This window comes from Streptomyces sp. NPDC001914, assembly GCF_042891215.1.
Lineage (GTDB): Bacteria > Actinomycetota > Actinomycetes > Streptomycetales > Streptomycetaceae > Streptomyces.
The window spans coordinates 105,839-132,625 of the sequence record NZ_JBIASW010000006.1; the positions used below are offsets into that span (position 1 = coordinate 105,839).

Sequence of the window (26,787 nt, forward strand, 5' to 3'; positions counted from 1 at the left end):
CATGGACCGCCGCCGCGCGGGCATCCGGTTCCGCGTGACCGGCACGGACACGCCCTCCCGGACGGGCGGCCGCGGTGCCGGACGGAGCGACCGGTGGAGGAACGATGAGCACGGAGACGGGGCCACCGGCCCGCGAACGGTGGGCGGCGAGAGCCTCGCTCGCGGCGGCGGCGCTCGCCGTGGCACTGCCGCTCGCCTTCGGAGGCGTACGCGGCTTCCTGCTCCTGCTCGCCGCCCTCGCCGCAATGGCCGTCGCGGCGGCGGCGCTGTGGTGGGCGCTGACCCGGCGCGGCCCGGTGCGCTGGATCGCCGGCCTGCTCGCCGTGGCCCTCCCGCTGGCCGTCGTCGTGGTCCTCGCGATCACCCTGCTGTGGACCCTGCTGCTGTCCCCCGTGCTGTGGATCGTCGCCGTGTGGTCCGGCCGTTACGCCCTGCGCAGCGCCCGCGGCCGGGTCCGGGCCATGAAGGAGCACCGCACTCCGCCGCCGCGACGGCCGTTCGTCATCATGAATCCGCGCTCCGGGGGCGGCAAGGTGGAACGGTTCGGTCTCGTGGAGAAGGCCGAACGGCTCGGCGCCCGGGTCGTGCTCCTCGACCCGGAGCAGCACCAGGACGTCACCGAACTGGCCCGGCGGGCGGTCGCGGAGGGGGCGGATCTGCTGGGTGTCGCGGGCGGCGACGGGACGCAGGCACTCGTCGCGGCGGTGGCCGCCGAGCACGGCCTGCCGTTCCTCGTCGTCTCGGCCGGCACGCGCAACCACTTCGCCATGGACCTCGGTCTCGACCGCGACGACCCCTCCACCTGCCTGGACGCGCTGAAGGACGGGGTCGAACTGCGGGTGGACCTCGGCTTCGCCGGAGAGCACCCGTTCGTCAACAACGCCTCGTTCGGGGCCTACGCGGCGGTCGTCCAGGACCCCGCCTACCGGGACGACAAGATCGGCACGATCCTGGAGCTCCTGCCGGACCTCCTCACCCGTCAGCGCGGACCCGAGCTGACGGCCCACGCGGCCGGCTCGACGCTGGAGGCACCGCAGGCCGTACTGGTGAGCAACAACCCCTACCGCACGAACGACCCGGCGGGTCTGGGCCGGCGCGAACGCCTGGACGCGGGACTGCTCGGAGTTCTCGGCGTCAAGGTGGACAGCGCGGTCGAGGCCGCCGCCCTGCTGCTCGCCCCCGCCCCGCACGGCCTGTCGGTCCTCACCGCGCGCGAGGTGGTCGTGACCGCCGACAGCGACGAGCTGGAGGCCGGCATCGACGGCGAGGCCATGGTCCTGCCCACCCCGGTCCGCTGCCGCGTCGAACCGGGCGCGCTGCGCGTACGCGTCCCGCGGAAGCGCCCGGGCGTCCCCACGGTCCAGCCCACCCTGGACTGGCGCCGGCTGATGGCCATGGCCCTGCTGGTGGGCCGCACGGCCGGGGTGCACCGCCCCGGGCACGGACCGGGACGGGCGGACCGGGAGCGCTGACGGCGTCCGCCCCGCACACCGGAGAGTCCCCCCGCGGTCCACGGACCCTTAGGCGCCTACGATCGTGCCGTGGTCCTCTTCGTCCTGGAACGCGTGTCCCGGCACCCCGTCGCCGAGAGCTGGCGGCGGCTGACCGACTGGCCCCGGCACGCGGACGTCGTCCCGCTGACCCGGGTCACCGTGCGCACTGCGCCGCCGACGCGGGTGGGCACGGTCTTCGTGGCGCGGTCGGGACTCGGGCCGCTCGCGTTCGACGACCCGATGGAGGTCGTCGCGTGGAACCCGCCGCACGACGGGACTCCGGGGACCTGCCGGCTGGTCAAGCGCGGCACGCTCGTCACGGGCTGGGCCGAGTTCGAGGTGCACCCGGCGGACGGCGGCGGTTCACGGGTGATCTGGCGGGAGGACGTGAGGGTGCGCGGCCTGCCCGGCTTCACCGACCGGCCGCTCGGCGGATCGGCACGGTGGATGTTCGGGCGGGCGGTGGACGGGTTGCTGGGGCGGGGGTGAGCCCCGGCCGTACGCCCGAGCGGCGACGACCGGGGCAGGCACCCTCCGCGTCCCGTGAGGTCAGGCTCCCGGCAGCAGCGGCGGTTGCGCCAACCGGACCAGTTCCAGGGCCTGCTGGGGGAACCAGTCGCCCGCCTTCGGGTCGGCCGTGCCGCGTTCGGGGTCCTCGGGGCCCGCGGTTCCGCGCAGGCAGAGGCCGTCCGACTCGCCGGGCGTCTTGATCCACAGGCGGGCGTCCTGGAGCGGGTCGCCGGTGTGCAGCGTGGGGCGGGCGCCGAGGCCGCGGTCGGGCGGGTTGCACCAGTCCTGCGCGTCCGTGTACTTGCCGGCCGGCGGGGTCCAGGTGCCCCGGCCGTTGCGGCTGGAGTCCGTGACGAAGTGCTTCATCCGGGACGGCGGGGTCGTCACGTGCGCGTCGATCCACGTCTGGGCGTCGGCGCGCGGCCACCACTGGTTGGGGCACTCGGCGACGTCACCACCGCCGTCGGCGTAGGCCAGACAGGACGAGATGAGCTTGCCGTACCAGGAGTTGGCGTCGTCGGTGTGATAGTTCGAGGCGTTGGTGTAGAAGCCGGAGGCCCGGGCCACCCCGCCCTGGATCAGTCGCGGGACGATGGAGTTGACGGAGTGCCAGCCCGGATGTCCGGTGTCGAGATACACCTTCGTGCCGCGCAGGGGTTCCAGGGCGTCGACCGCGTAGTTGACCTCGGTGTAGCGCGCGGCCGTCTTCGTGCCCTGCGCGTCGTCCTGGCCGCAGTCCGAGGGCAGCAGGGCGAGGGCGTCGGGTTCGAGGGTGACGATCGCGTCGCCGCGCCCGATCCCCCGGGCCACCGCGTCGATCCACGCCTGGTACTCGGCGGTGTTCGCGGCGCCGCCCGCCGAGTAGTTGGAGCAGTCACGGCCGGGGATGTCGTAGAGGGCGAACGCGGGGATCGCGCCGTCACGGCCCGCGTCGCGCACCACCGCGCGGACCTCCTTCTCCACCTCGGCCGGTGTCTGGTCGCCGAACCACACGGCCTGCGGGGTGTTCACCATCGCCACGATGCCCGCCGCGTCACGCAGCCGGCCGGCCCGGGCGAGGTCGAGTGCCTGCCGGTAGGCCGCCGGGTTGGCGTCGGGGACGTACAGCGACGGTCCTCGGCCCGCGGACTGAGCGGCCTGGGCCGGGGGCGCGGCGAAGAGGGCGGCGAGCCCTACGGACAGAGCGGCGAGCCAGATGGGGGTGCGTCGTCTCATACGGGTTCACTCCGGGGTCGCAACGGTCACGAGGGACTTGCGGGAGCGCTCCCACAGGAGGTTCGCCGAGAGGCGGGCGTGCGTCAATACGAGGCACGCAAGAACGTCGGTACGGGACACGAAGGAGCATCGGATCGAGGCGCGCTGGAGCGTCGACGCGGGGCGCGGAGGAACGGCGGTGCGGGGTGCGCTGGAGCGTCGACGCGGGGCCATCAACGCGGGGCGCGGGGAAACGTCGGCACGAGGCGCGCGGGAGCGTCGGCACGAGGCAACGTCGACGAGGGGCACGGGGAAACGTCTACCCGAGGCGCGCGGCAGCGTCGGTGCGAGGCGCGGGGGAATCAGCCCGAAAGCAGCGGAACGGCCCGGGGGCGGGTGCTCAGGCCACCGACCCGATCCGCCGCACCGGGGCCGCGGGCGCGTCGTGATGGATGGGGGTGTGCGCCCCGGTCAGGGAGACGCCGCTCCCTCCGCGCCGGTCGGCCACGATCTCCGCGGCGATCGACAGGGCCGTCTCCTCGGGGGTCCGCGCGCCGAGGTCGAGGCCGATCGGCGACCTGAGGCGGGCCAGTTCCATCTCGGTGACGCCCACCTCGCGCAGCCGTTCGTTGCGCTCCAGGTGGGTGCGGCGCGAGCCCATGGCGCCGACGTACGCCACGGGAAGCCGCAGCGCGAGCCTCAGCAGCGGGACGTCGAACTTGGCGTCGTGGGTGAGGACGCACAGGACGGTGCGGGAGTCGACCTCCGTGCGCTCCAGGTAGCGGTGGGGCCAGTCCACGACGATCTCGTCCGCCTCGGGGAAGCGGGCCGCCGTCGCGAAGACCGGGCGGGCGTCGCACACCGTCACCCGGTGTCCGAGGAACTTGCCCACCCGGACCAGCGCCGAGGCGAAGTCGATGGCACCGAAGACGATCATGCGCGGGGGCGGGACCGAGGACTCCACCAGGACCGTGAGCGGCGCTCCGCAACGAGAGCCCTGCTCTCCGATCTCGACGGTGGCGGTGCGCCCGGCGTCCAGCAGGGCCGCCGCCTCGCCCGCCACCGTACGGTCGAGCCCTGGGTGGGCGCCGAAGCCGCCCTCGTGGGAGCCGTCGGGACGCACCACGAGGGCGCGGCCCATCAGCTCGGCGGGCCCGCTCACGACACGGGCGAGCGCCGCCGTCCGTCCGCCCGCAGCGGCGGCCAGGGCCGTCGCGAGAACCGTCCGGCGTGCGGTGTCCCGCGAGCGGACCGGGGTGACCAGGATGTCGATGACGCCGCCGCAGGTCAGGCCGACCGCGAAGGCGTCGTCGTCGCTGTAGCCGAAGCGTTCGAGGACGGTCTCGCCGTCCTCCAGCGCCTGAACGCACAGATCGTAGACCGCCCCTTCCACGCAGCCGCCCGAGACCGAGCCGATCGCCGTGCCCTCGGCGTCGACGGCGAGCGCGGCGCCGGGCCGGCGGGGCGCGCTGCCGCCGACCGCCACCACGGTGGCGACGGCGAAGTCGCGGCCCTGCTCGACCCACCGGTGCAGTTCTTCGGCGATGTCCAGCATGTCTCGGTCTCCTTGACGGCGGTTGCGTGGAAGGGGCTCGGCGTCAGCGGACGCCCAGCCAGCCCTCGATCGGGTGGAGCGCGAAGTAGACGAAGAAGACCGCCGTCAGACCCCACATGAAGGCCCCGATGTCCCGGGCCCTGCCCTGGGCGGTCCTGATGGCGACGTAACTGATCACACCGGCCGCCACGCCCGCGGTGATCGAGTAGGTGAACGGCATGATCACGACCGTCAGGAAGACGGGGACGGCAGCGGCGCGGTCGGCCCAGTCGACGTGGCGCGCGTTCGTCATCATCATGGCGCCGATGACGACCAGGGCCGCCGCCGCGATCTCGCCCGGGACGATCGCCGTGAGCGGGGTGAAGAACAGGCAGGCCGCGAAGAGGAGGCCGGTGACGACGGAGGACAGGCCGGTACGGGCGCCCTCGCCGACGCCGGTCGCGGACTCGACGAAGACGGTCTGGCCGGAGGCTCCGGCCACACCGCCGACCGCCCCGCCCGCGCCGTCGATGAACAGCGCCTTCGACAGACCGGGCATCCGGCCCCGGTCGTCGGCGAGCCCGGCCTCGGTGCCGACGCCGATGATGGTGGCCATCGCGTCGAAGAACCCGGCGAGCACCAGCGTGAAGACGATCATGCCGACCGTCATGGCACCGACGTCCCCCCAGCCGCCGAACTCGACCTTGCCGAAGAGCGAGAAGTCGGGCATCGAGACGGCGCTGCCGTGCAGTTCGGGGGCGCCCCCGGCCCACTGCCCGGGGGCGACGGCGCCGGTCACGTCGAGGACGACGGACAGAGCCGTGCCGGAGACGATGCCGATGAGGATCGCGCCGGGAACCCCGCGCGCCTGGAGCGCGAAGATCAGCAGCAGGGTCGCGGCGAAGAGCAGGACCGGCCAGCCGGCGAGTTCACCGGCCGGGCCGAGGGTGAGCGGGGTCGCCTTGCCCTGGTGCACGAAGCCGGCCTTGACCAGCCCGATCAGCGCGATGAACAGGCCGATGCCCATGGTGATGGCGTGCTTGAGCGCCAGCGGGATCGCGTTCATGATCATCTCGCGCAGCCCGGTGACGACCAGGAGCATGATGACCACGCCGTACATCACGCACATGCCCATGGCCTGCGGCCAGGTCATCTGCGGGACGACCTGCGAGGAGAGCACTCCGGACACCGAGAGCCCGGCGGCCAGCGCGAGCGGCACCTTGCCGACGAAGCCCATGAGAAGGGTGGTGAAGGCCGCCGCGAACGCGGTCGCGGTGATCAGGGCCTTCTGCCCGAGCACGTCCCCCGCCACGTCCTTGCCGGACAGGATCAGGGGGTTGAGCAGCAGGATGTACGCCATCGCCATGAAGGTGGTGACGCCGCCGCGCACCTCGCGCGCGATCGAGCTCTCCCGCCGGGAGATGTGGAAGTACCGGTCGAGCCAAGACCGTCCCGCCGGGACGCGGCTGCCCGCGCCCGCGTCCTGCGCGGTGGTCTTCGGCTCCAGTGACTGCTGGGTCATGTGGGCCTGCTCCCAAGGTTCAAAGGGGCACCCGCACAGCCGTCCTGACGGCTGGTCAACCGCATGTGCGGTCGCGGGATTTGGGAAGGTGCTTCGGCCGCACGACCCGGGGGACGGCCCGAGACGAACGTGAGAAACGAGAGGAACTCAACCGATGAGGAACTCGGTTGCCGTACTCGCCTCCGGGCGGCGCGGCGGGCTGTGACGTTCCCGCTGCCGCCCGGAGGGTCCTGCCCGGCGCCTACGCGGTCCCGGTGAGGTGTTCGGGGCGTACCGGCGTCCGGTCGAGCCGCAGACCCGTCGCGTTCCGGATCGCCGCGAGGACGGCCGGGGTGGACGACAGGGTCGGGGCCTCGCCGATGCCACGGAGCCCGTAGGGGGCGTGGTCGTCGGCGAGTTCGAGCACATCGACGGGGATGGTCGGTGTGTCGAGGATGGTGGGGATCAGATAGTCCGTGAAGGAGGGGTTGCGCACCTTCGCGGTCTTCGGGTCGACGATGATCTCCTCCATGACCGCGACGCCCAGGCCCTGGGTGGTGCCACCCTGGATCTGGCCGACGACGGACAGCGGGTTGAGCGCCTTGCCGACGTCCTGGGCGCAGGCCAGCTCGACGACCTTCACCAGCCCGAGTTCGGTGTCCACCTCGACGACGGCGCGGTGCGCGGCGAAGGAGTACTGGACGTGGCCGTCGCCCTGCCCGGTGCGCAGGTCGAAGGGTTCGGTGGGGCGGTGGCGCCACTCGGCCTCGATCTCGACGGCCTCCTGTTCGAGGACGTCCGCGAGATCGGCCAGCACCTCGCCGCCGTCGGTGACGACCTTGCCGCCCTCCAGGAGGAGTTCGGCCGTGGCCCACGCGGGGTGGTACGTACCGAACTTGCGGCGGCCGATCTCCAGGACCTTCTCGCGGACCAGCTCGCAGGAGTTCTTGACCGCGCCGCCGGTGACGTACGTCTGACGGGAGGCCGACGTCGAACCGGCGCTGCCCACGCGGGTGTCGGCCGGCTGGATGGTCACCTGGGCGACACCCAGTTCGGTGCGGGCGATCTGCGCGTGGACGGTGACGCCGCCCTGGCCGACCTCCGCCATCGCGGTGTGCACGGTGGCGACCGGCACGCCGCCGACGACCTCCATGCGGACCCGCGCGGTCGAGTAGTCGTCGAAGCCCTCGGAGAAGCCGACGTTCTTGATGCCGACGGCGTAGCCGATCCCGCGGACGACGCTCTCGCCGTGCGTGGTGTTGGACAGGCCGCCGGGCAGCTGCCGTACGTCCGCGTCCTCGCCCGCGGACAGCCACTGGCGCTCGGGCGGCAGGGGCATCGCCTTGACGCGGCGCAGGAGTTCGGCGACCGGGGCCGGCGAGTCGACCCGCTGCCCGGTCGGCAGGAGCGAGCCCTGCTCCATCGCGTTGAGCTGACGGAACGCGACCCGGTCCATGCCCACCTCGTCGGCGAGCTTGTCCATCTGGGCCTCGTACGCGAAGCACGCCTGAACCGCGCCGAAGCCGCGCATGGCGCCGCAGGGCGGGTTGTTGGTGTAGAGGGCGATGGCCTCGATGTCGACGTCGTCGACCACGTACGGGCCGATGCCGAGCGAGGAGGCGTTGCCGACGACCGCCGGGGAGGCCGAGGCGTACGCGCCGCCGTCGAGGACGATCCGCGCCTTCACGTGGGTCAGCTTGCCGTCCTTGGTCGCCCCGTGCTCGTAGGTGAGCTTGGCGGGGTGGCGGTGGACGTGCCCGAAGAAGGACTCGAAACGGTTGTAGACGATCTTGACGGGCTTGCCGGTGCGCAGGGCCAGCAGACAGGCGTGGATCTGCATCGACAGGTCCTCGCGGCCGCCGAAGGCACCGCCGACGCCGGACAGGGTCATCCGGACCTTGTCCTCGGGCAGGCCGAGCACCGGGGCGATCTGGCGCAGGTCGGAGTGCAGCCACTGGGTGGCGATGTACAGCTCGACCCCGCCGTCCTCCGACGGCACGGCGAGGCCGGACTCGGGCCCGAGGAAGGCCTGGTCCTGCATGCCGAAGGTGTACTCGCCCCGGACCGTGAAGTCCGCCTTCCGCGCGGCCTGTTCGGCGTCTCCGCGGACGATCGGCTGGCGGTGCACGATGTTCGGGTGCGGGACGTGGCCGATGTGGTGGTCGGTGCGGCCCTCGTGGACGAGGATCGCGCCGGGCGCGGTCGCGGACGCCTCGTCCGTGATCACCGGCAGCTCGCGGTACTCCACCTTGATCTTGGCGGCGGCGCGGCGGGCGGTCTCGGGGTGGTCGGCGGCCACGATGGCGACCGGCTCGCCGTGGTGGCGCACCTTGCCGTGCGCGAGCACCGGGGTGTCCTGGATCTCCAGGCCGTAGTGGCGCACGTCGGTGGGCAGGTCGTCGTACGTCATGACGGCGTACACACCGGGGGTGGCGAGGGCCTCGCCGGTGTCGATGGACACGATCTCGGCGTGGGCGACCGTGGAGCGCAGGATCTGGCCCCACAGCATGTCCTCGTGCCACATGTCGGAGGAGTAGGCGAACTCGCCGGTGACCTTGAGGGTGCCGTCGGGACGGAGGGTGGACTCGCCGATGCCGCCCTTGGTGCGCGAGCCCTGGGTGATGTTCGTGGGTGTGCCGGTGGTTCCCATGGTCAGACCGCCTCGGACTGCCGGGCGGCCGCGAGGCGGACCGCGTCCATGATCTTCTCGTAGCCGGTGCAGCGGCACAGGTTGCCCGAGAGCGCCTCGCGGATGTCCGCGTCGGACGGGTTCGGGGTGCGCTCCAGCATCTCGTCCGCCGCGATCAGCAGACCCGGGGTGCAGAAGCCGCACTGGACGGCTCCGGCGTCGATGAACGCCTGCTGCACGGGCGAGAGTTCGGCGCCTTCGCCGGTCTGCGAGTCGTGGCCCTTGGCGGCCCAGCCCTTGGCCTCGTCGAGCGAGACGCCCGCCGTCCCGGCCGTGCCGCACGCCCCTGCCGCGCAACCGGCGTGCTCGGCGCGCTGCTTGGCGAAGTCGGCCAGCCCCTCGACGGTGACGACCTCGCGGCCCTCGGCCTGGCCGGCCGCGACCAGACAGGAACACACCGGCACGCCGTCGAGGCGGACGGTGCAGGAGCCGCACTCGCCCTGCTCGCAGGCGTTCTTGGAGCCGGGCAGGCCCAGGCGCTCGCGCAGGACGTACAGAAGGCTCTCGCCCTCCCAGACGTCGTCGGCCTCCTGCCGGCGGCCGTTGACCGTGAAGCTGACACGCATTACGCGACTCCCTCCGTAGGGGCGGCGGTGCCGCGGTAGGACTCCCAGGTCCAGGTGAGCGTGCGCCGGGCCATGACGCCGACCGCGTGGCGGCGGTAGCTCGCCGTGCCGCGGACGTCGTCGATCGGGTTGCAGGCGGCGGAGCACAGCGCGGCGAACTGCTTGGCCACCGAGGGGGTGATGATCTTTCCGTTGTCCCAGAAGCCGCCCTCCTCGAGCGCCGCGTTCAGGAACTCCTCGGCGGTCCTCGCGCGGACCGGGGTCGGCGCGGCCGAGCCGATGCCGGTGCGGACCGTACGGGTCTCGGGGTGCAGGGCCAGGCCGAAGGCGCACACCGCGATCACCATGGCGTTGCGGGTGCCGACCTTGGAGTACTGCTGCGGTCCGTCCGCCTTCTTGATGTGAACGGCGCGGATCAGCTCGTCGGGCGCGAGCGCGTTGTGCTTCACGCCGGTGTAGAAGTCGTCGATCGGGATCAGCCGCGAACCGCGCACCGACTCGGCCTCGACCTCGGCACCGGCCGCGAGGAGGGCGGGGTGGGCGTCGCCGGCCGGGGAGGCGGTGCCGAGGTTGCCGCCGACGCCGCCGCGGTTGCGGATCTGCGGGGAGGCCACCGTGTGGGAGGCGAGCGCCAGCCCGGGAAGCTCACGGCGCAGCTGCTCCATGATCCGGGTGTACGGGACGGAGGCGCCGAGGCGCACGGTGTCGCCGCCGGCCTCCCACTCGCTCAGCTCGCCGATGCGGTTCAGGTCGAGCAGGTACTCGGGCCTGCGGTGATCGAAGTTGATCTCGACCATCACATCGGTGCCACCCGCAATCGGCACAGCGGTGGGGTGCTCGGCCTTCGCGGCGAGCGCCTCCTCCCAGCTGGCGGGGCGAAGGAAGTCCATGAGTGGCTCTCTTCATTCGTGTCGTGGGCGTTCTGATCAAGCCAGATCGGGTGCGGCGTCCTCGGCTCGTTCAAGAGGTCTCAACAGCGGAGTGGGGTCAGTACACAGCGGGCTCCACCGCCATGGTCAGTCACCGAAACCATGAAGGAGTTCGCTGGCCAGCGCGTGCATCTTGTAGATTCGTATGAACCGAGGCCATCAGCAACCTCTTCGTTTTCCTCCGGAAACAGAAGGCGGGTCCTCTGGAAACAGGGACCACGTCCCCCGTGGAAACGGGGACGCGGCCCGAGGGAGACCTGGGGCCCCGGGGCCGGTACCGCCGGTGGCCGGAACCCACGGACCGCTCCGCGGAGCCCGGGACGCCGACGGGCCTCACCACTGATCCATCGTAGATTTCGAGACAAAGAACGGCGGCGACGAGAATGCGGCTGCGCGCACTGCTCGACACGGACGCGCTGGGCCTGCGGCTGCTCGGCGGCGAGGACGAGCTCGACCGCACCGTGCGCGGTGTGATGACCACCGACCTCAAGGACCCGAGCCGCTATCTCTCGGGCGGCGAGCTGGTCCTCACCGGGCTGGCCTGGCGGCACGACGCCGAGGACTCCGAGCCGTTCGTCCGCATCCTCGCGGGCACCGGGGTCGCGGCGCTGGCGGCGGGCGAGGCGGAGCTCGGCGACATCCCCGACGACCTCATCGTGGCCTGCGCCCGGCACCGGCTGCCGCTGTTCGCCGTGAACGAGTCGGTCGCCTTCGCCACGATCACCGAGCACGTCGTGCGCCAGGTCTCGGGCGAGCGCGCCGGGGATCTGGCCGCAGTCGTCGAGCGGCACCGGCGGATGATGACCTCGGGCCCGGCGGGCGGTGGCCCCGACGTGGTCCTCGACCTCCTCGGCACCGACCTCGACCTGCGGGCCTGGGTCCTCTCCCCCGCCGGACGGCCCATCGCGGGCTCGAAGCTGGCGGGCGGCGCGCTGCCCGCGGGCACCCGCGCGGAGCTGGCCGCGGCGCATCTCGCGGCGGTCCGCACCGGGCGCCGGGGACCGCACCGGGTGACCGTGGGCCCGGCGATGTACTCGCTCTTCCCGGTCCGCTCCTCCGGGCGGGCCACGGGCGCCTTCCGGGACGTCCGCGAGACGGTGCTCTCCGACTGGCTGCTCGCCGTCGAGGCGGACGCCGGGGACTGGCCCGACGAGCGGCTCGACCTGCTCCAGGGCGTCACCCAGCTCATCGCGGTGGAGCGGGACCGGCGGGACGCGGCGCGCACGGTGCGCCGGCGGCTCGCGCAGGAGGTCCTGGAACTGGTCCAGACGGGGGCCGCGCCCGCCGAGATCGCGGCCCGCCTGCGGGTCGCGGCGCCGGTGCTGCTGCCGGGCCTCGGCGCGGCCCCGCACTGGCAGGTCGTGGTGGCGCGCGTCGAGTGGGACGGCGGCGAGATCGAGGGCGGCCCGGTCGCCCAGGCGCTGCTGGAGGAGATCCTCGTCGACCCGCTGTCGCCGGGACCGGAGCACTCCGACCGGATCGCCGTCGCCCACACGGGGGACGAGGCGGTCGCGCTCGTGCCCCTTGTGGCCGTCACCTCCGACGAGGACGGCTCCGAGCCGGGTCTGCACGCGGACACCCTGCTGACGGCCGTACGGGAGCCGCTGTCGGCCGGTCTGAACGACGACGGGCGCCTCACCATCGGCGTCAGCGCGGCCGTCCACTCCGCCGAGGGGCTGCGCGGCGCCCTGGAGGAGGCACGGCACGCCCGCCGGGTCGCCGCGGCCCGCCCGGGACGGGTCTGCGCCGCCGGCCACCAGGAGCTGGCCTCGCACGTCCTGCTGCTGCCGTTCGTCCCGGACGACGTGCGCCGCGCCTTCACCGCCCGGCTGCTGGACCCGCTGCGCGAGTACGACAGCCGGCACCGCGCGGAGCTGATCCCGACCCTGGAGGCGTTCCTGGACTGCGACGGGTCCTGGACGCGCTGCGCGGCCCGTCTGCACCTCCACGTCAACACGCTGCGCTACCGCGTCGGACGTATCGAGCAGTTGACGAGTCGTGATCTGTCGAGGCTGGAAGACAAGTTGGACTTCTTCCTGGCACTGCGGATGAGCTGACTCCGGGAGCCCCGGGCGGCCCCGCCCGGGACCCACGACTTTGTGAAATCCTTCACCCACCCTCTTGGCCGGGCCCCGTGATCCATGCTGAGATGCCACCACTCAACAGCTCAATGGTGTGCTCGGGGAGGGCAACGTGGCGCATACCGCCATGTCTGGTACCGGAACGACTGCAGGGGACGATCCACTCCAGACCGCGGTATGGCGGCTGCGCTCGCGCGCCTGCTGGGCCGACGCGGCCGCGCTGATCCAGCCGCACGCGGCGGGGCCGGCGCTCCAGAGAGCGTCGCTCCTGGTGGAGCGGTGTCTCTACACCGAGCAGGGCTGGGCCGAGGCGGAGGACGCGCTGCGCACCGCCGAGGCGCTGGCGCAGAGCGACGACGAGCGGGGCGCGGCCGCCTGCGAGCGGGGCCAACTCGCCTACGCGGCAACCCTGCTGGGCGTGCGCGACCGGGCCGACGAGGCGCGCGCCGCGCTCGGCCGGGCCGCGGCACTGCTCGCGCCGGGTGCGCCGGGCCGCGCGCTGCTGGACTTCCGGCGCGGGCTGCTCGCCGAGAACCTCGCGCACGCGCCGCAGGCGGCCCGCGCCGCGTACCGGCGGGCGCACGCGGGCGCGACCGCGCAGGGCGACGCGCTGCTGCTGTCCTTCACCTGGCGGCATCTGGCCGGGATCGCCCTGCGCGAAGGGGAGTTGGCGGAGGCCCGGCACGGGTTCGCCGAATCCCTGCGGATCCGCGAGGAGCTCGGCTATCTCGTCGGTACGGCACCGGCGCTGGCGTCCCTCGCCGACGCCGAGGCGGAACCGGAGGCGTCACGGCTGCGGGCCGAGGCGGGCCGCCTGTTCCGCCTGCTGGGAGGCGTCCCCCTGTGGCTGGCGGACCAACTGACCCCGGCACCACCGGCGGCCACGGCCTGACCGAGTACGCCGGGACGCGCGCGTCGCTGACGAAGAGGCGCGCGTCCCGGGCCAGAAGGCGACACCCTTCGCGGAGGCCCGGGCACACGCGCCGCGTACGAAAGGGCGCGCGTCCAGAGCCGGGAAACGGGGCCGGGCCGGTCAGGTCGCGCCGGTGAAGTGTTCCCGTACCAGCACCTGGACGACCGTCAGGTCCTCCGCGATCAACGCGTCCAGCAGCGCGGTGTGTTCGGCCGCGTCGGCCACCAGGTCGGCACGGCCCCGGGAGACGGGACCGCCGACGAGCGGCCACTGGGCACGGCGGTGCAGATCGTCGGCGATGCGCACCAACTGCGCGTTGCCCGCGAGGGCGAGGACCGCGCGGTGGAAGGACCGGTCGGACTCCGCGTAGGTCGCGCGGCAGCCCGACGAGGCGGCCCGCACGGTGGCCTCGGCGAGCGGGCGCAGCTCGGCCCAGCGGGCGGCGGGCACGGTGCGCGCGAGCCGGAGCATCACCGGGACCTCGATCAGGCCCCGGATCTCGGCGAGTTCGGCCAGTTCCCGGGTGCCGCGCTCGATGACGCGGAAGCCCCGGTTGGGGACGACCTCGACGGCGCCTTCGAGGGCGAGTTGCTGCATCGCCTCCCGGACGGGCGTCGCCGACACCCCGAAGCGCTCGCCGAGCGCGGGCGCCGAGTACACCTCGCCGGGGGCGAGTTCACCCGCGACGAGCGCGGTACGCAGGGCGTCGAGGATCTGCCCGCGCACGGAGGAACGCTGCACGACGGGACGGACGGCTTCGACGCGGGCACCGTCCACGCGAGCGTCAGGGCGGACGGCCTCCCCGCCGACGACGGGGCGGACGGCCTCCGCGCGCACGGCGGGGCGGGCCTCCTCAGCGCGTACGGGGCAGGTGCCGGCCTCCCGCGCGGCCGGACGGGTCTCCCCGGCGTATGCGCGGCGGACGTCCGGCTCGCGCACCGGCGGACGGGCCTCCTCGGTCCGCTCGGTGCGGGCGGCCGGACGGGTCTCCCCAACATGTTCGGGGCGGGCGCGCCGGGTGGCCGCCACCGGGTGGGATTCGTCCGCGGCCGGGGTCCCGGCCCTCTCCGGGCGGCCGGCAGGACGGGTCTCCCCCGCGTGTTCGGGGCGGGTGCGTCGGGTGGGCGCTTCCGGGTGGGATTCGTCCGCGGGCGGGGTGCCGGTCCCGTCGGGGCGGGCGGCCGGACGTGTCTCGTCGTCGCGTACGGGCCCGCCGCCCCCGGTGGTGACCGCCGGGTCCGTGCCGTCCGTACGGGCGCCCTCGGTGCGCGGGTGCGGGATCGGCGCCTCGCTGTGGGTGTGCTCACCGCGGGCCGAGGCCAGGACGACAGGACGATCGCCCCCCGGCCCCGCGGCGGGGCCGGCAGCGGGCCCGGCACCCGGCCCGTCGCCCGCGACTGCCGCGGGCACGCCCCTGACCCGCCCCGCGTCCACGGGCCCCGGCTGCTGCGGCACCCGGAAGGCACCCCCGGAGACGTCCGGGGCCCACGCCCCGGCGGAGCCGTACGCGCCGCGCGGACCGGCCTGCTCCACGGTTCCTCCTCCGGGTCGGCGGTACTGGGGTCATCCCATCGGTTGTCACTAATCCGTCAAGCACGATAGGCGCACACGGGCCTGGTTCAAACACCCGGACGACGGGGTAAGGTAAGGCTTACCTGCCAACGATCGTGAAGCGATGGTTCCGCATGCCCACTCCCACGCTGTCGGCCGACGCCGCCACGACCGCCCCGGCGACCACACCCGCCACGGCCGGTCCCGGTGCGCCCGCCGTCGGCGTGTCGCCCGTCGCCGAGGCCTACGCGCGGCTGACCGAGGTCTTCCCGGACCTGAGCGTCACCGAGCTGGGAGCGGGCGAAACGGCCCCGCGGGGCGCGGGTTGGGCCGCCGCCGCCCGCCTCGCCGAGGGCGGCCCCGGCCTCGACGCGTTCCTCGCATGGGACGAGGCCCAGGTGCTCCGGGACTACGGCACACGGGCCAGGCCCGACGTCGTGGCCGGCTTCGGACTGCACCGGTACGCCTGGCCGGCCTGCCTGCTGATCACCGTGCCGTGGTTCCTTCAGCGCCGGGTGCCCCGCCTGCCTGTGGAGGACGTCACATTCCAGCGCGAGCTCGGCCGGATGGCCGTGCGGATCACCACGTTCGCCTGCCTGCCGGACGACCCGGCGGCCGCATTGCCGGGCGCCCGGGTCGTCCCGGACGAGGAGGCGCTGCGCGCGGAGGTGCGGTCCGCGGTGGCCGAGCACCTGGAACCGCTCCTCGGCGGATTCGGGCCGCGGATGCGGCGGCGCGGCCGGGCCCTGTGGGGCATGGCCACGGACGAGGTGGTCGAGGGCCTCTGGTACGTCGCCGATCTGCTCGGCGAGGAGCGGCGCGCGATGCGCGAACTCGAACTGCTGCTCCCGGGCTCGGCCCGGCCGTACGTCGGCGCGCCGGCCTTCCGCGAGCTGACCGGCCCCGACGGGGAGTCTCTGGCCACCCGCGACCGGGTGAGCTGCTGCCTGTTCTACACCGTGCGCCCCGACGACACCTGCGCCACCTGCCCGCGCACCTGTGACGCGGACCGGATCACCAAGTCGGCCGTCGCACAGGCGAGTTGACACGACCGGGGCGGGAGCGCGACGGTACGCACGCCAGGACCGCAGCCGGTCCGGGCGCCCTCGCGAACCCGTGAAGCACGCCACGCCCGTCCACGGATCACAGGCACTTCACACTTTCCTCACTTGTCACGGGAACTTTCCGCGGAACCATCCGTATGGGTAGTCTTATTCGTACTCAACTCCCGTCCCTCGCGCGGCAGTTCGAGCAGAAAGTCGCCCTGCGCACCTTCTTGCACTTCCTTGGCGGCCTCTTGCCCCGAAACCCCCTGAGGGCCGATGTGATTGGGCCACTATGGCGGGCGTTACGCCCTCTCCCCATGCAAGGGACCCCCGATGAGACTGACCGACATATCGCTGAACTGGCTGCTTCCAGGCGCCGTTCTGCTCCTGGGCCTGCTGGCGGCGGTGGCGGTGCTGGCACGCGGCAAGCGGTCCGGGGACAGCACGAGCAGCGACGACTCGTGGGAGCGCACCGAGGAACGCCGCAGGCGTAAGGAGGCCGTCTACGGCACGGCCTCGTACGTCCTGCTCTTCTGCTGTGCCGCCGTCGCGGCGGCACTCTCCTTCCACGGCCTGGTCGGCTTCGGCCAGCAGAACCTCGGCCTCTCCGACGGCTGGGAGTACCTCGTCCCGTTCGGTCTGGACGGGGCGGCGATGTTCTGTTCCGTCCTCGCGGTGCGCGAGGCCAGCCATGGCGACGCGGCGCTCGGCTCCCGCATACTCGTGTGGACCTTCGCCGGTGCCGCGGCCTGGTTCAACTGGGTGCACGCGCCCAGGGGCGTGGACCACGCGGGCGCCCCGCAGTTCTTCGCGGGCATGTCCCTGTCGGCCGCCGTCCTGTTCGACCGGGCCCTCAAGCAGACCCGCCGGGCCGCCCTGCGCGAGCAGGGCCTGGTGCCGCGCCCGCTGCCGCAGATCCGTATAGTCCGCTGGCTGCGCGCACCCCGCGAGACGTACAGCGCGTGGTCGCTGATGCTCCTGGAGAACGTCCGGTCCCTGGACGAGGCCGTGGACGAGGTGCGCGAGGACCGGCGCCAGAAGGAGCAGAACCGGCTGCGCCGCCGCAACGAGGAGCGGGTGGAGCGGGCGCACCTCAAGGCGCTCAGCCGCGGTCACCGCGGTTTCCCCGGGCGCGGCGCCGCGCGGGAACTGGAGACCACGACCGTGGAGCGGGCTCCCGCCGGAGCCTCCACGGAGCCTGCCATATCCACCGCGGAGCAGCTGCCCGTACGGTCGCGGCCCTCCCTCACCCCCGTCCGCAAGAGCACCGAGCCGATCACGGTCGACCTCACCACGGAGGACGACACGATGGCCCTGCCCCGGCTCGACTCCCTGGAGCGCAAGCTCAAGGACCTGGAGCAGCAGTTCGGCTGAGCAGTCGTACGCAGCCCTGAGGGCCCGTCCGGAGTTCCGGACGGGCCCGGGCACGACAACGGCGGCGCGGTGTTCCTACGCCGCGTCGCCGTTCAGTTCGAACCACACCGCCTTGCCCACCCCGTGCGACCGGACGCCCCACGCGTCGGCCAGGGACTGGACGAGGACGAGACCCCTGCCGTGCGTACCGTCGTCGGCGTTCGGTACGCACAGTCTGGGCCTGCGTCCCACGAAGTCCCGGACCTCCACGCGCAGTGCGCGCGGTCCGATCGTCGCGGTCAGGACGGCGGCGTCGTCCGTATGGATCAACGCGTTGGTGACGAGCTCGCTGGTCAAGAGCTCCGCCGTCTCGGCCCTGCCCGGTTTCCCCCAGTGCCGTAAGTGCTCCCTCAGCGCCTTACGCACCTCGGGCACCGCCCGCAGATCCGCCTTGCCCAGCCGGCGCCTGAGCTGCGCGCCGTCCGGTCCGACCGTCGCCCCCTCGGACGCTTCCTCCACTGCTTCGGTGGAGAAGGTCCCTCTGGTCATGGGACCACCTCCTGGTGCCTGCCGCTTCATGACCCCCGCCTGCGTGCCGATGTCGGGTCCCCTCTGCTCGAACACGTTCACGGGATCCATGCCCTCTTCGGGAACGTGACAGTCATGCCGGATCGTCGGCCGGCCGCCGTACGGTCACGGGTGCGCGACGCCCGCACGGGGAAGTGAACGCTTCGACAGAGCCGTCCGAGCACCGAGGAGCCGCCGTGCACGACGACCGTTCGCTGGTGGAGGCCCGTCTGGAGCGCGCGCTGCGGCAGTTCCTGCGCCCCGCCCAGTACGCGGACCGGGTGCCGCTCACGCTCTCCGCCTGGCACGTGCCGGGCGAGCCGGTGCCCGTCGGGCAGGCGCTCCAGGCCTCCTACGAGCCGTTCACGACCGGCACACTCTGGGGAAAGCCCTGGTCGACGAGCTGGTTCCGCATCGAGGGCCGGGTGCCCGGGGAATGGGCGGGCCGTCGCGTGGAGGTGGTGATCGATCCCGGGTTCACCGGGGACGGGCCCGGATTCCAGGCGGAGGGACTGCTCCACGACGGCGCGGGCGTCCCCCTCAAGGGCATCCACCCGCGCAACCGCCACCTGACGGTCGGGGCACCGGCGGACGGCGGCGAGGCGGTGCGCCTGCTGCTGGAGGCGGCCGCGAACCCCGCCGTCCTGCACGGCTTCGAGCCCACGCGTCTGGGAGACGTGCTGACCGCCGGGGATGGGCCGATCTACCGATTCGCGGCTGCCGATCTCGCCGTACTGGACGAAGAGGTGTGGCATCTGGTCCTCGACACCGAGGTCCTGTCGGAGCTGATGTACGAGCTGGATCCGCAGCGGCCGCGCCGGCACGAGATCCTGCGCGCCCTGGAGAACATGCTCGACGCCCTCGATCTGCACGACGTGTCCGGCACGGCCGCCGCGGCCCGGGCCGAACTGGCGCAGGCGCTGGCGCGGCCCGCGTCGGCCAGCGCGCACCGCGTCTCGGCGACCGGACACGCGCACATCGACTCGGCGTGGCTGTGGCCGCTGCGCGAGACGGTCCGCAAGGCCTCCCGGACCTTCGCCAACGTCACCGCCCTCGCCCACGACTACCCGGAGCTGGTCTTCGCCTGCTCACAGGCCCAGCAGTACGCCTGGGTCCAGGAGCACCAGCCGCACATCTGGGAGCGCATCAAGAAGGCCGTGGAACAGGGCAACTGGGCTCCGGTGGGTTCCATGTGGGTGGAGTCCGACGCCAACATGCCCGGCGGCGAGGCGCTGGCCCGCCAGATCGTGCACGGCAAGAGGTTCTTCCTGGAGGAACTGGGCGTCGAGACCGAGGAGATCTGGCTGCCGGACTCCTTCGGCTACACGGCCGCCTTCCCGCAGCTCGCCAAGCTCGCCGGTGTCCGCTGGTTCCTCACCCAGAAGCTGAGCTGGAACCAGACCAACAAGATGCCCCACCACACCTTCTGGTGGGAGGGCATCGACGGCACCCGGGTCTTCACGCACTTCCCGCCCATCGACACCTACAACTCGCAGTTCCACGGCGGTGAACTCGCCCACGCGGAACGCAACTTCGCCGAGAAGGGGCTGGCCACCCGCTCGCTGGCCCCGTTCGGCTGGGGGGACGGCGGAGGCGGCCCGACCCGCGAGATGCTGGAGAAAGCCCGCCGGCTGCGGTCCCTTGAGGGCTCGCCCACGGTCCGGATCGAGAAGCCGGAGGCGTTCTTCGCCGCCGCCGAGGAGGAGTACGGGGCGCACGCGCCGGTGTGGTCGGGCGAGCTGTACCTGGAACTGCACCGGGCCACCTACACCACCCAGGCCAAGACCAAGCAGGGCAACCGCCGCTCGGAACACGCCCTGCGCGAAGCCGAGTTGTGGTGCGCCACCGCCGCGGTGCGCGATCCGTCGTACAGCTACCCGTACGACGCGCTGGACCGGCTCTGGAAGACCGTGCTGCTCCACCAGTTCCACGACATCCTGCCCGGCTCCTCCATCGCCTGGGTGCACCGGGAGGCGCGTGAGACGTACACACGGGTGCTCGCGGAACTGGAGGAGATCACCGCGGAGGCGGTACGGGCTCTGGGGCCCGGCTCGCCGTCGGTGCTGAACGCCTCGCCGTACGAACGGACCGAGGTGGCCGGGGACGCGGTGGTGACCGTGCCCGGGCTCGGCGCCGCCGTCGTACCGGCCGGTCCGGGACCCGTCGTGCGGGCCGAACGGGACGACGGCGCCCTCGTGCTGGAGAACGACCGGCTGCGGGTACGGATCGACGCCGCCGGACTGCTGACCTCCGTACGGGACCTCGTGCACGACCGGGAGGTGCTGTGCGGACCCGGGAACCTGCTCCAGCTCCACCCCGACCACCCCAACGCCTGGGACGCCTGGGACATCGACCGGCACTACCGGCGCATTGGAACGGACCTGACCGCCGCCGAGTCGGTGGAGCTGGTGGAGAGCGGGCCCCTGCGCGCCACCGTGCGCGTCACCCGGGCCTTCGGCTCCTCCCGCGTCACCCAGGAGATCCGGCTGACGGCCGCGAGCCGCCGGGTGGACATCGTGACCGACGTCGACTGGCGGGAGTCGGAGAAGGTCCTCAAGGCCGCGTTCCCGCTCGACGTCCAGGCCGAACGGTCGTCCGCCGAGATCCAGTTCGGGCATGTCCACCGGCCCACCCACGCCAACACCGGCTGGGATGCGGCCCGTTTCGAGATCTGCGCCCACCGCTGGCTGCGGGTCGCGGAGGAGGCGTACGGCGTCGCGGTGCTCAACGACTCGACGTACGGCCACGACGTGACCCGTACACCGCACGCGGACGGCCTCGGCACCACCGTACGGCTGACCCTGCTGCGCGCCCCGCACAGCCCGGATCCCGAGACCGATCTCGGCACGCACCGGTTCACGTACGCGCTGCTGCCGGGGGCCGGTGTCGGGGACGCGGTGGCGGAGGGACTGGCGCTCAATCTGCCGCTGCGCCGGGCCGCGGTGCCACGGCTCGAACCGCTGGTGAGCGTCGACGACCCGGCCGTCACCGTAGAGTCGGTCAAACTCGCGGAGGACCGCAGCGGCGATGTGGTGGTGCGGCTGTACGAGTCGCGGGGCGGGCGGGCCCGGGCGAAGGTGACCACCGGTTTCCCGGTGGCCCGGGCCGAGGTGACCGACCTGCTCGAACGGCCGCTGCGCGAGGCCCCGTCGGAGATCGGACTGAGGCCGTTCCAGATCCTCACCCTGCGGCTGCGGCCCGCCCGTGAGGACCGCGGCGCGCAAGTGTGACAAGACGGGGTCCGCGAAGGTGGAACCATCCCAGGCCCCCCGGACTCTCTTTCCCGGGAGTGCCTGGGATGCCGTCCTGGCACGAGAAGCGGGGGAAACGATGTCATCCCGGGACGATGTCGAGGAATTCGCGGCGCTGCTGCGGCGCCTGAAGGCGGGCTCCGACCGCAGCTACGCCGCGCTCGCCCGTCACCTGAACATGAACGCCTCGACGCTGCACCGGTATTGCGCCGGGGAAGCGGTGCCGCTCGGGTTCGCCTCCGTGGAGCGGTTCGCCGCGCTGTGCGGAGCGGATCCGGCCGAACGGGTCGAACTCCACCGCCTGTGGATCCTCGCCGTGGCGGCCCGTCAGCGCTCCCGGGCGGCGGGGGCCGCGGCCGGCCCGTCCGGTCCGCCGGCCCCGGAGCCGGACTCGTCGGGCTCGTCGGGCTCGTCGGGCTCGGAACCAGCCTCAGCCGGGACGCCGTCGTCCGCGGAGGCCGCCGGGACGGCCGACGGAGCGGGCGCGGCCCTGACACCGGGTTCCGGGCCGGCTCCGGCGGGAGCCTCGGCGCCGGAGAGCGGGCCGGATGCCGCCGGGGCTCCTGCGCCGACCGGCGAGCCGGAGGCCGACGGAACCCTGCCGCCGGTCACGGACCTCGGATCCGCTCCCGGGGAACGCTCCGCGCGAGCGTCCCTCGCGCGGCCGGGGGCGCCGCGGACCCGCCGCTTCAAGCGCCGCGTCGCGGTCACCGCGGCGGTGGTGACCGCGCTGGTCGCCACCCTGGGCAGCCTGTCCGCCCTGCCCTCCGGGCACTCCTCGAAGGACGCCGGCGACCGGGTGGTCGGCGCGCCGACCTCGAAGGCCGCGCGGAAGGATTCGGCGACACCGTCCACGTCCCCCTCGGCCACACGCGGCCGGCCGTCGGGCTCCCCGTCCCCGAGCCCGTCGGACGGTCGCACCGGCTCACCGAGCGCGTCCGCGAGCCCCTCCCCCGCCGGTGTCTCCGCCGGGCCCCCGCTCACCTGGAGCGTGAACTCCCATCGCTGGGCGGTCGGCTGCGGTCACGTCTACGTCATCGACAAGGGGCCCGAGCAGGTACCGCCGCCCCCGGCGCCGCAGGACGCCTCCCCGTGGGCGCGTACGCAGAACGCGGTGCACGGCGGCGAGACGCTCGTGGACATCACCGTGCAGGGGCGGACGGACGCGGCCGTCGTCCTGGAAGCGCTGCGGGTCAAGGTCGTCGGACGCTCGGCCCCGATGAAGGGGACGGCCTACTCCACGGGCGGGGGCTGCGGCGGCGACGTGGGCCTCGGCGCCTTCAGCGTCGATCTGGACGAGGACCGGCCCGTCGCCCGCCCGGTCCCGGTGGACGACGGAACGGGCACCCGGACCCTGGAGCCGCCCTTCCGGGTGTCGGTGAAGGAACCCCAGTTCCTGATGGTCGACGCCCTGACCGAGGGCTGCGACTGCCGCTGGTACCTGGAGCTCGACTGGTCCTCACGGGGCCGGAGGGGCACGGTGCGGATCGACGACCAGGGTGCCCCGTTCCGGACCAGCGGCATCAAGGGTCTGCCGTTCTACTGGTACCGGGAGAACGGCTGGACCCGGGAGTCCCTCTGAGCGAGAGTCGCGGCACACCCGGCCGGCGCCGGCGCGCTCGGGGCCGGCACGGGCGCGCATCCGGCCGGCGCTACGGGCGGGGCACGTTGCGCAGGTTCGAGCGGGCCATCTGAACCATCCGGCCCACTCCGCCGTCCAGCACGATCTTCGACGCCGAGAGCGCGAAGCCCGTCACCATGTCCGCGCTGATCTTCGGCGGGATGGAGAGCGCGTTCGGATCGGTGACGACGTCGACCAGCGCGGGGCCCTTGTGACGGAAGGCGTCCTTGAGGGCGCCGGCGAGGTGCTTGGGCTTCTCGACCCTGATGCCGAACGCCCCGCAGGCGCGGGCCACCGCCGCGAAGTCGGGGTTCTTGTTGGTGGTGCCGTAGGAGGGCAGCCCGGCGACCAGCATCTCCAACTCGACCATGCTGAGGGCGGAGTTGTTGAAGAGGACCACCTTCACCGGCAGGTCGTACTGCACGAGGGTGAGGAAGTCGCCCATCAGCATGGAGAATCCGCCGTCGCCGGACATCGACACGACCTGGCGTCCGGGATCCGTGAACTGGGCGCCGATCGCCATGGGGAGCGCGTTCGCCATCGACCCGTGCGAGAACGAACCGATCACCCGGCGGCTGCCGTTGGGCGAGATGTAACGGGCCGCCCAGACGTTGCACATTCCGGTGTCGACCGTGAACACCGCGTCCTGATCTGCTAGTTGGTCCAGCACCGAGGCGACGTACTCGGGGTGGATCGGGAGGTGCCGGTCGACCTTGCGGGTGTACGCCTTGACGACCCCTTCGAGCGCGTCCGCGTGTTTCTTCAGCATTTTGTCGAGAAAGCGCCTGTTCCCCTTGGGCCGCACCCGCGGGATCAGACAGCGCAGCGTCTCCCGCACGTCACCCCACACCGCCAGGTCCAGCTTCGACCGGCGCCCCAGGTTCTCCGGCCGCACGTCGACCTGGACGATCTTGACGTCGTCGGGGAGGAAGGCGTTGTACGGGAAGTCGGTGCCCAGCAGGATCAGGAGGTCGCACTCGTGGGTCGCCTCGTAGGCCGCGCCGTAGCCGAGGAGCCCGCTCATGCCGACGTCGAACGGATTGTCGTACTGGATCCATTCCTTGCCGCGCAGCGCGTGCCCGATCGGCGACTTGATCTTCCCGGCGAACTCCATGACCTCGGCGTGCGCGCCCGCCGTTCCGCTGCCGCAGAACAGGGTGACCTTCTCCGCCTCGTCGATCATCGCGACGAGCTTCTCGATCTCGGCGTCGCCCGGCCGGACGGTGGGCCGTGAGGTCACGAGGGCGGTCTCGACGGTCTTGTCCGGCGCGGGCTCGGAGGCGATGTCGCCCGGCAGCGACACCACGCTGACACCGGAGCGGCCCACCGCGTGCTGGATGGCGGTCTGGAGGAGCCTCGGCATCTGCTGCGGACTGGAGATGAGTTCGCTGTAGTGACTGCACTCGCGGAAGAGCTGGTCGGGATGGGTCTCCTGGAAGTAGCCGAGGCCGATCTCGCTGGAGGGGATCTGCGAGGCGAGGGCGAGGACCGGTGCCATGGAGCGGTGCGCGTCGTACAGGCCGTTGATGAGGTGGAGGTTGCCCGGTCCGCAGGAGCCCGCGCAGGCCGCGAGCCTGCCCGTGATCTGGGCCTCGGCGCCCGCGGCGAACGCGGCGGTCTCCTCGTGGCGGACCTGGATCCAGTCGACGGCCGCGTTGCGCCGGATCGCGTCCACGACCGGGTTGAGGCTGTCGCCGACGACTCCGTACAGCCGCTCGACGCCCGCGCGGACGAGGATGTCGACGAACTGCTCGGCGACGTTCTGCTTGGCCATGCCGCACCCACCTCTTCGTGATCCTCGGACCCTCGGGTCTGCCGGGTACCCCTCGATCCCGGACCGTCCCTCGGATCCATGAATTCACACCGGGCGCCGTTACGCCTCCCACACGGCGGCGGCCGTCCGGTCGTCGGCGTACCCCTTGACCCGCACCGACGCGTCCGCGAGGAACGCGGCCAGGCCGGGTGGACCGCCCGCCGCCCACCGTCCCGTCAGGTACTCGGCCAGCTCGGGTTCGCCGCGCAGCGGCTCCGCGAGGCCGCCCGTGCACAGCAGGAGCGTGTCACCCGGGCGGGCTACGGAGGCCCGGAACCGGAAGGCGGCGCCCGGGGGCCTGGGGGCGGGTTCGTACGGGCTCGGCGGCGTCGTGATGCCGAGGTCCATGGTGAGCCGGTCGCCCTCGGGGGTCTCGTGGGGCGGTGATCCGAAACCGACGACCGCCTCCCCGGTCGTGTCGGCGACGCGCGGTTCGATGTCCTGCCACTCGCCGTCCCGCAGCCGGAACAGACCGCCCGCGCCGACGCCGAAGAAGACCCGGGTACGGCACTGGGGATCGGCGGGCAGCAGCAGGCAGCGCAGGCCCGCGGTGTACTCCTCCGGTTCGACGCCCTGCTCCGCCGCGCTGGCCCGCAGCTTGCCGAGGCTGCGGTCGGTGAGCCGGTGCAGCCCCGACTTCAGTTCGCCGCGCCGGGCGGCGACGATGTCGTCGGCGAGCCGTTCGTGGCTGCGCCCGACGGCCTGCCCGATCCACCGGCAGGCCTCCGCCGCGGCGCGGTGCGCCCCCGACGTGGCCCGCGCGCCGGTCGCCATCGCGACCAGGACGAGGGCCCGCTCCCCCGTTCCGAACCGGGCGGTGAGCAGCGCGTCCCGGCGTGGTTCGCCGCGGTAGCGCGCGGAGTCCCCGCGGAGGGAGACGGCCCGCAGGGTGCTCGTCCCGTACCGTGCGCCGTCCAGCACGGTGTCGGCGACCAGGTCACCGAGTTCGTCGGGCTCGACGGCCGGCAGCGCGGTCGGCTCGGGGTCGTAGGTGGGCGGGCCGGAGCCGACGTGTGCGGCGGGCGGCGGGGGCTCGACGACGGAGAGGACCGTCTCCCGGGGCCCGTCCTCCGGCGTGCCCTCGGGGGCCGACTCGGGCGGCGGGGTCCGGAAGCCCCCGGTGGTGCTGGGCAGCGCGTCGGCCGCGGGCCCGGGAGCCGGGGCACTGCGGGGTACGGAGGGAGCGGACCCGGGTTTCGGCGGCACGTCCGACGGCGCTCTCGACGCGGGCACGCGGTCCCGCTCGGCGGGAGGCACCGGGGGCGTGTCGCCCCCGGCGCCGCGAGGGGCGTGCGGGGCATGCGGGGCGTCCGAGGCGGGTTCCTGCGCGGTGAACCCCGCCGGCTTCGGCCCGGGCGGCAGGGCCGAGGGAGCGGCGGGCGCCGGACCGGAAGGAGCGGCTGGCGCCGGGCTCGGAGGGGCGGTCGGTGCCGGACCCGACGGAGCAGTCGGTGCCGGGCTTGGAGGGGCGGCCGGTGCCGGACCTGCGGAACCGGCCGGTGCCGGACCCGACGGAGCGGCCGGTGCCTGGCTTGGAGGCGGGGTCGGTGCCGGACCTGCGGAACCGGTCGGTGCCGGACCCGACGGAGCGGCCGGCGCCTGGCTCGGAAGGGCGGCCGGCGCCGGACCTGCGGGCGGGAGTTCCCAGGACGGGGGTTCCCAGGGGGTCGGCTCCCAGGGGGTGGGTTCCCAGGAGGCGGTTTCCGACCGGGGCGTGCCACGGCCGGGCGGGCCGGTGTCCGCGCCCGGCCCCGGTACCGGGCCCCGCTCCCAGCGTCCCGGCCGGGAGGCCGGCTCGTCGGAGGGCGCCTCCTCGGGCGGCCCGCCGCCCGCCGGGGCCGCGGAGGCCGAGGTTCCGGCTGCCGGGCCCGGCGGCCGGGGCGAGGTCGGCTCGGCCGCGCCCGCGAGTCGCGCCGATCCGGCGGGAGGCTGTTTCGGCAGCGGGGGCGGCCGCTTCCCGGCCCCGGGTGACGGGGGCTCCGGCACGGCGGGGGGCCGTTCGGGGCGCGGCGGACCGTCGAGTCCCCGGGCGCCGGGCCGCCGGACGGACCCGCGGCCCGGGAAGGACCCGGCGTCCGCCGCGGACCTCGGATCGGGGACGGACCTCGCGTCGGCCGATTCCGGTCCCGTGTCGAGTCCGTCCCCGAGGGTTCCCGACGCCGACGCGAACCGGTC

The 26,787-nt window shown here is 73.4% G+C and carries 18 protein-coding genes; 8 read left to right on the forward strand and 10 right to left on the reverse strand.

Annotated features, from left to right (window positions below; all coding sequences use genetic code 11):
• Window positions 1-104: 104 nt before the first annotated feature.
• On the forward strand, window positions 105-1,472 hold the full coding sequence (locus ACFYYF_RS18755; protein ID WP_361689411.1) for a diacylglycerol kinase family protein: 1,368 nt from the start codon (window positions 105-107) through the stop codon (window positions 1,470-1,472).
• A gap of 69 nt (window positions 1,473-1,541) precedes the next feature.
• Window positions 1,542-1,982, forward strand: a complete 441-nt coding sequence (locus ACFYYF_RS18760) for an SRPBCC family protein (protein WP_388776971.1) — start codon at window positions 1,542-1,544, stop codon at window positions 1,980-1,982.
• Window positions 1,983-2,042: 60 nt separating this feature from the next.
• On the opposite strand, the gene ACFYYF_RS18765 is transcribed toward ACFYYF_RS18760, so the two are convergent.
• The 6 genes from ACFYYF_RS18765 to ACFYYF_RS18790 form a co-directional block, all read right to left on the reverse strand.
• On the reverse strand, window positions 2,043-3,218 hold the full coding sequence (locus tag ACFYYF_RS18765) for a glycoside hydrolase family 6 protein (protein ID WP_388776974.1): 1,176 nt from the start codon (window positions 3,216-3,218) through the stop codon (window positions 2,043-2,045).
• Window positions 3,219-3,597: 379 nt separating this feature from the next.
• Window positions 3,598-4,752, reverse strand: coding sequence for an XdhC family protein (locus tag ACFYYF_RS18770; RefSeq protein ID WP_388776976.1), 1,155 nt, complete (start codon window positions 4,750-4,752; stop codon window positions 3,598-3,600).
• A 43-nt stretch (window positions 4,753-4,795) separates the two neighbouring features.
• Complete coding sequence (locus tag ACFYYF_RS18775; RefSeq protein ID WP_388776978.1) at window positions 4,796-6,253, reverse strand: NCS2 family permease; 1,458 nt, start codon at window positions 6,251-6,253, stop codon at window positions 4,796-4,798.
• A 241-nt stretch (window positions 6,254-6,494) separates the two neighbouring features.
• The gene (locus tag ACFYYF_RS18780; protein ID WP_388776980.1) at window positions 6,495-8,882 is read right to left on the reverse strand and encodes a xanthine dehydrogenase family protein molybdopterin-binding subunit; all 2,388 of its coding nucleotides are present in this window, start codon (window positions 8,880-8,882) and stop codon (window positions 6,495-6,497) included.
• A gap of 2 nt (window positions 8,883-8,884) precedes the next feature.
• The gene (locus ACFYYF_RS18785) at window positions 8,885-9,487 is read right to left on the reverse strand and encodes a (2Fe-2S)-binding protein (protein WP_388776983.1); all 603 of its coding nucleotides are present in this window, start codon (window positions 9,485-9,487) and stop codon (window positions 8,885-8,887) included.
• On the reverse strand, window positions 9,487-10,377 hold the full coding sequence (locus ACFYYF_RS18790; RefSeq protein WP_388776986.1) for an FAD binding domain-containing protein: 891 nt from the start codon (window positions 10,375-10,377) through the stop codon (window positions 9,487-9,489). Before ACFYYF_RS18790 ends, ACFYYF_RS18785 begins: the two co-directional genes overlap by 1 nt.
• A 422-nt stretch (window positions 10,378-10,799) precedes the next feature.
• Here ACFYYF_RS18790 and ACFYYF_RS18795 point away from each other — a divergent pair, with 422 nt between their 5' ends.
• Window positions 10,800-12,473, forward strand: coding sequence for a PucR family transcriptional regulator ligand-binding domain-containing protein (locus tag ACFYYF_RS18795; RefSeq protein WP_361689387.1), 1,674 nt, complete (start codon window positions 10,800-10,802; stop codon window positions 12,471-12,473).
• 136 nt (window positions 12,474-12,609) lie between these two features.
• Window positions 12,610-13,389 carry a hypothetical protein gene (locus ACFYYF_RS18800; RefSeq protein ID WP_388776989.1) on the forward strand — a complete coding sequence of 260 codons (780 nt, stop codon included), beginning with the start codon at window positions 12,610-12,612 and terminating at the stop codon, window positions 13,387-13,389.
• 141 nt (window positions 13,390-13,530) lie between these two features.
• On the opposite strand, the gene ACFYYF_RS18805 is transcribed toward ACFYYF_RS18800, so the two are convergent.
• On the reverse strand, window positions 13,531-14,349 hold the full coding sequence (locus ACFYYF_RS18805) for a GntR family transcriptional regulator (RefSeq protein ID WP_388777579.1): 819 nt from the start codon (window positions 14,347-14,349) through the stop codon (window positions 13,531-13,533).
• Between the two features lie 746 nt (window positions 14,350-15,095).
• Between ACFYYF_RS18805 and ACFYYF_RS18810 the strand changes: the two genes are divergently transcribed.
• Window positions 15,096-16,007: a (2Fe-2S)-binding protein gene (locus tag ACFYYF_RS18810; RefSeq protein ID WP_388776992.1), complete on the forward strand. Its 912-nt coding sequence runs from the start codon at window positions 15,096-15,098 to the stop codon at window positions 16,005-16,007.
• Window positions 16,008-16,340: 333 nt separating this feature from the next.
• A complete protein-coding gene (locus tag ACFYYF_RS18815; protein ID WP_361689378.1) occupies window positions 16,341-17,381 on the forward strand; it encodes a DUF2637 domain-containing protein in 1,041 nt (346 codons plus the stop codon).
• 75 nt (window positions 17,382-17,456) lie between these two features.
• Here ACFYYF_RS18815 and ACFYYF_RS18820 read toward each other — a convergent pair whose 3' ends face one another.
• The gene (locus tag ACFYYF_RS18820; RefSeq protein WP_388776995.1) at window positions 17,457-17,909 is read right to left on the reverse strand and encodes an ATP-binding protein; all 453 of its coding nucleotides are present in this window, start codon (window positions 17,907-17,909) and stop codon (window positions 17,457-17,459) included.
• A gap of 215 nt (window positions 17,910-18,124) precedes the next feature.
• On the opposite strand from ACFYYF_RS18820, the gene ACFYYF_RS18825 reads away from it, so the two are divergent.
• Entirely contained in the window at window positions 18,125-21,157 is a 3,033-nt protein-coding gene (locus ACFYYF_RS18825) for an alpha-mannosidase (protein ID WP_388776998.1), read from the forward strand.
• 100 nt (window positions 21,158-21,257) lie between these two features.
• Window positions 21,258-22,760 (forward strand): helix-turn-helix domain-containing protein, encoded by a 1,503-nt coding sequence (locus tag ACFYYF_RS18830; RefSeq protein ID WP_388777001.1) that lies wholly within the window; start codon window positions 21,258-21,260, stop codon window positions 22,758-22,760.
• Window positions 22,761-22,830: 70 nt separating this feature from the next.
• Here the strand turns inward: ACFYYF_RS18830 and ACFYYF_RS18835 are convergent, their stop codons facing one another.
• Both ACFYYF_RS18835 and ACFYYF_RS18840 read right to left on the reverse strand, forming a co-directional pair.
• Window positions 22,831-24,573: a pyruvate dehydrogenase gene (locus ACFYYF_RS18835; RefSeq protein ID WP_388777004.1), complete on the reverse strand. Its 1,743-nt coding sequence runs from the start codon at window positions 24,571-24,573 to the stop codon at window positions 22,831-22,833.
• A gap of 99 nt (window positions 24,574-24,672) precedes the next feature.
• Window positions 24,673-25,818: a protein phosphatase 2C domain-containing protein gene (locus tag ACFYYF_RS18840; protein WP_388777007.1), complete on the reverse strand. Its 1,146-nt coding sequence runs from the start codon at window positions 25,816-25,818 to the stop codon at window positions 24,673-24,675.
• Window positions 25,819-26,787: the final 969 nt, after the last annotated feature.

Excerpts from the sequence above, each read along its gene's own strand:
- ACFYYF_RS18780 (WP_388776980.1), bottom strand. The coding sequence starts at position 8,882 with ATGGGAACCACCGGCACACCCACGAACATCACCCAGGGCTCGCGCACC.
- ACFYYF_RS18755 (WP_361689411.1), top strand. The coding sequence starts at position 105 with ATGAGCACGGAGACGGGGCCACCGGCCCGCGAACGGTGGGCGGCGAGA.
- ACFYYF_RS18835 (WP_388777004.1), bottom strand. The coding sequence starts at position 24,573 with ATGGCCAAGCAGAACGTCGCCGAGCAGTTCGTCGACATCCTCGTCCGC.
- ACFYYF_RS18820 (WP_388776995.1), bottom strand. The coding sequence starts at position 17,909 with ATGACCAGAGGGACCTTCTCCACCGAAGCAGTGGAGGAAGCGTCCGAG.
- ACFYYF_RS18830 (WP_388777001.1), top strand. The coding sequence starts at position 21,258 with ATGTCATCCCGGGACGATGTCGAGGAATTCGCGGCGCTGCTGCGGCGC.
- ACFYYF_RS18795 (WP_361689387.1), top strand. The coding sequence starts at position 10,800 with ATGCGGCTGCGCGCACTGCTCGACACGGACGCGCTGGGCCTGCGGCTG.
- ACFYYF_RS18775 (WP_388776978.1), bottom strand. The coding sequence starts at position 6,253 with ATGACCCAGCAGTCACTGGAGCCGAAGACCACCGCGCAGGACGCGGGC.
- ACFYYF_RS18815 (WP_361689378.1), top strand. The coding sequence starts at position 16,341 with ATGAGACTGACCGACATATCGCTGAACTGGCTGCTTCCAGGCGCCGTT.
- ACFYYF_RS18785 (WP_388776983.1), bottom strand. The coding sequence starts at position 9,487 with ATGCGTGTCAGCTTCACGGTCAACGGCCGCCGGCAGGAGGCCGACGAC.
- ACFYYF_RS18765 (WP_388776974.1), bottom strand. The coding sequence starts at position 3,218 with ATGAGACGACGCACCCCCATCTGGCTCGCCGCTCTGTCCGTAGGGCTC.
- ACFYYF_RS18770 (WP_388776976.1), bottom strand. The coding sequence starts at position 4,752 with ATGCTGGACATCGCCGAAGAACTGCACCGGTGGGTCGAGCAGGGCCGC.
- ACFYYF_RS18810 (WP_388776992.1), top strand. The coding sequence starts at position 15,096 with ATGCCCACTCCCACGCTGTCGGCCGACGCCGCCACGACCGCCCCGGCG.
- ACFYYF_RS18790 (WP_388776986.1), bottom strand. The coding sequence starts at position 10,377 with ATGGACTTCCTTCGCCCCGCCAGCTGGGAGGAGGCGCTCGCCGCGAAG.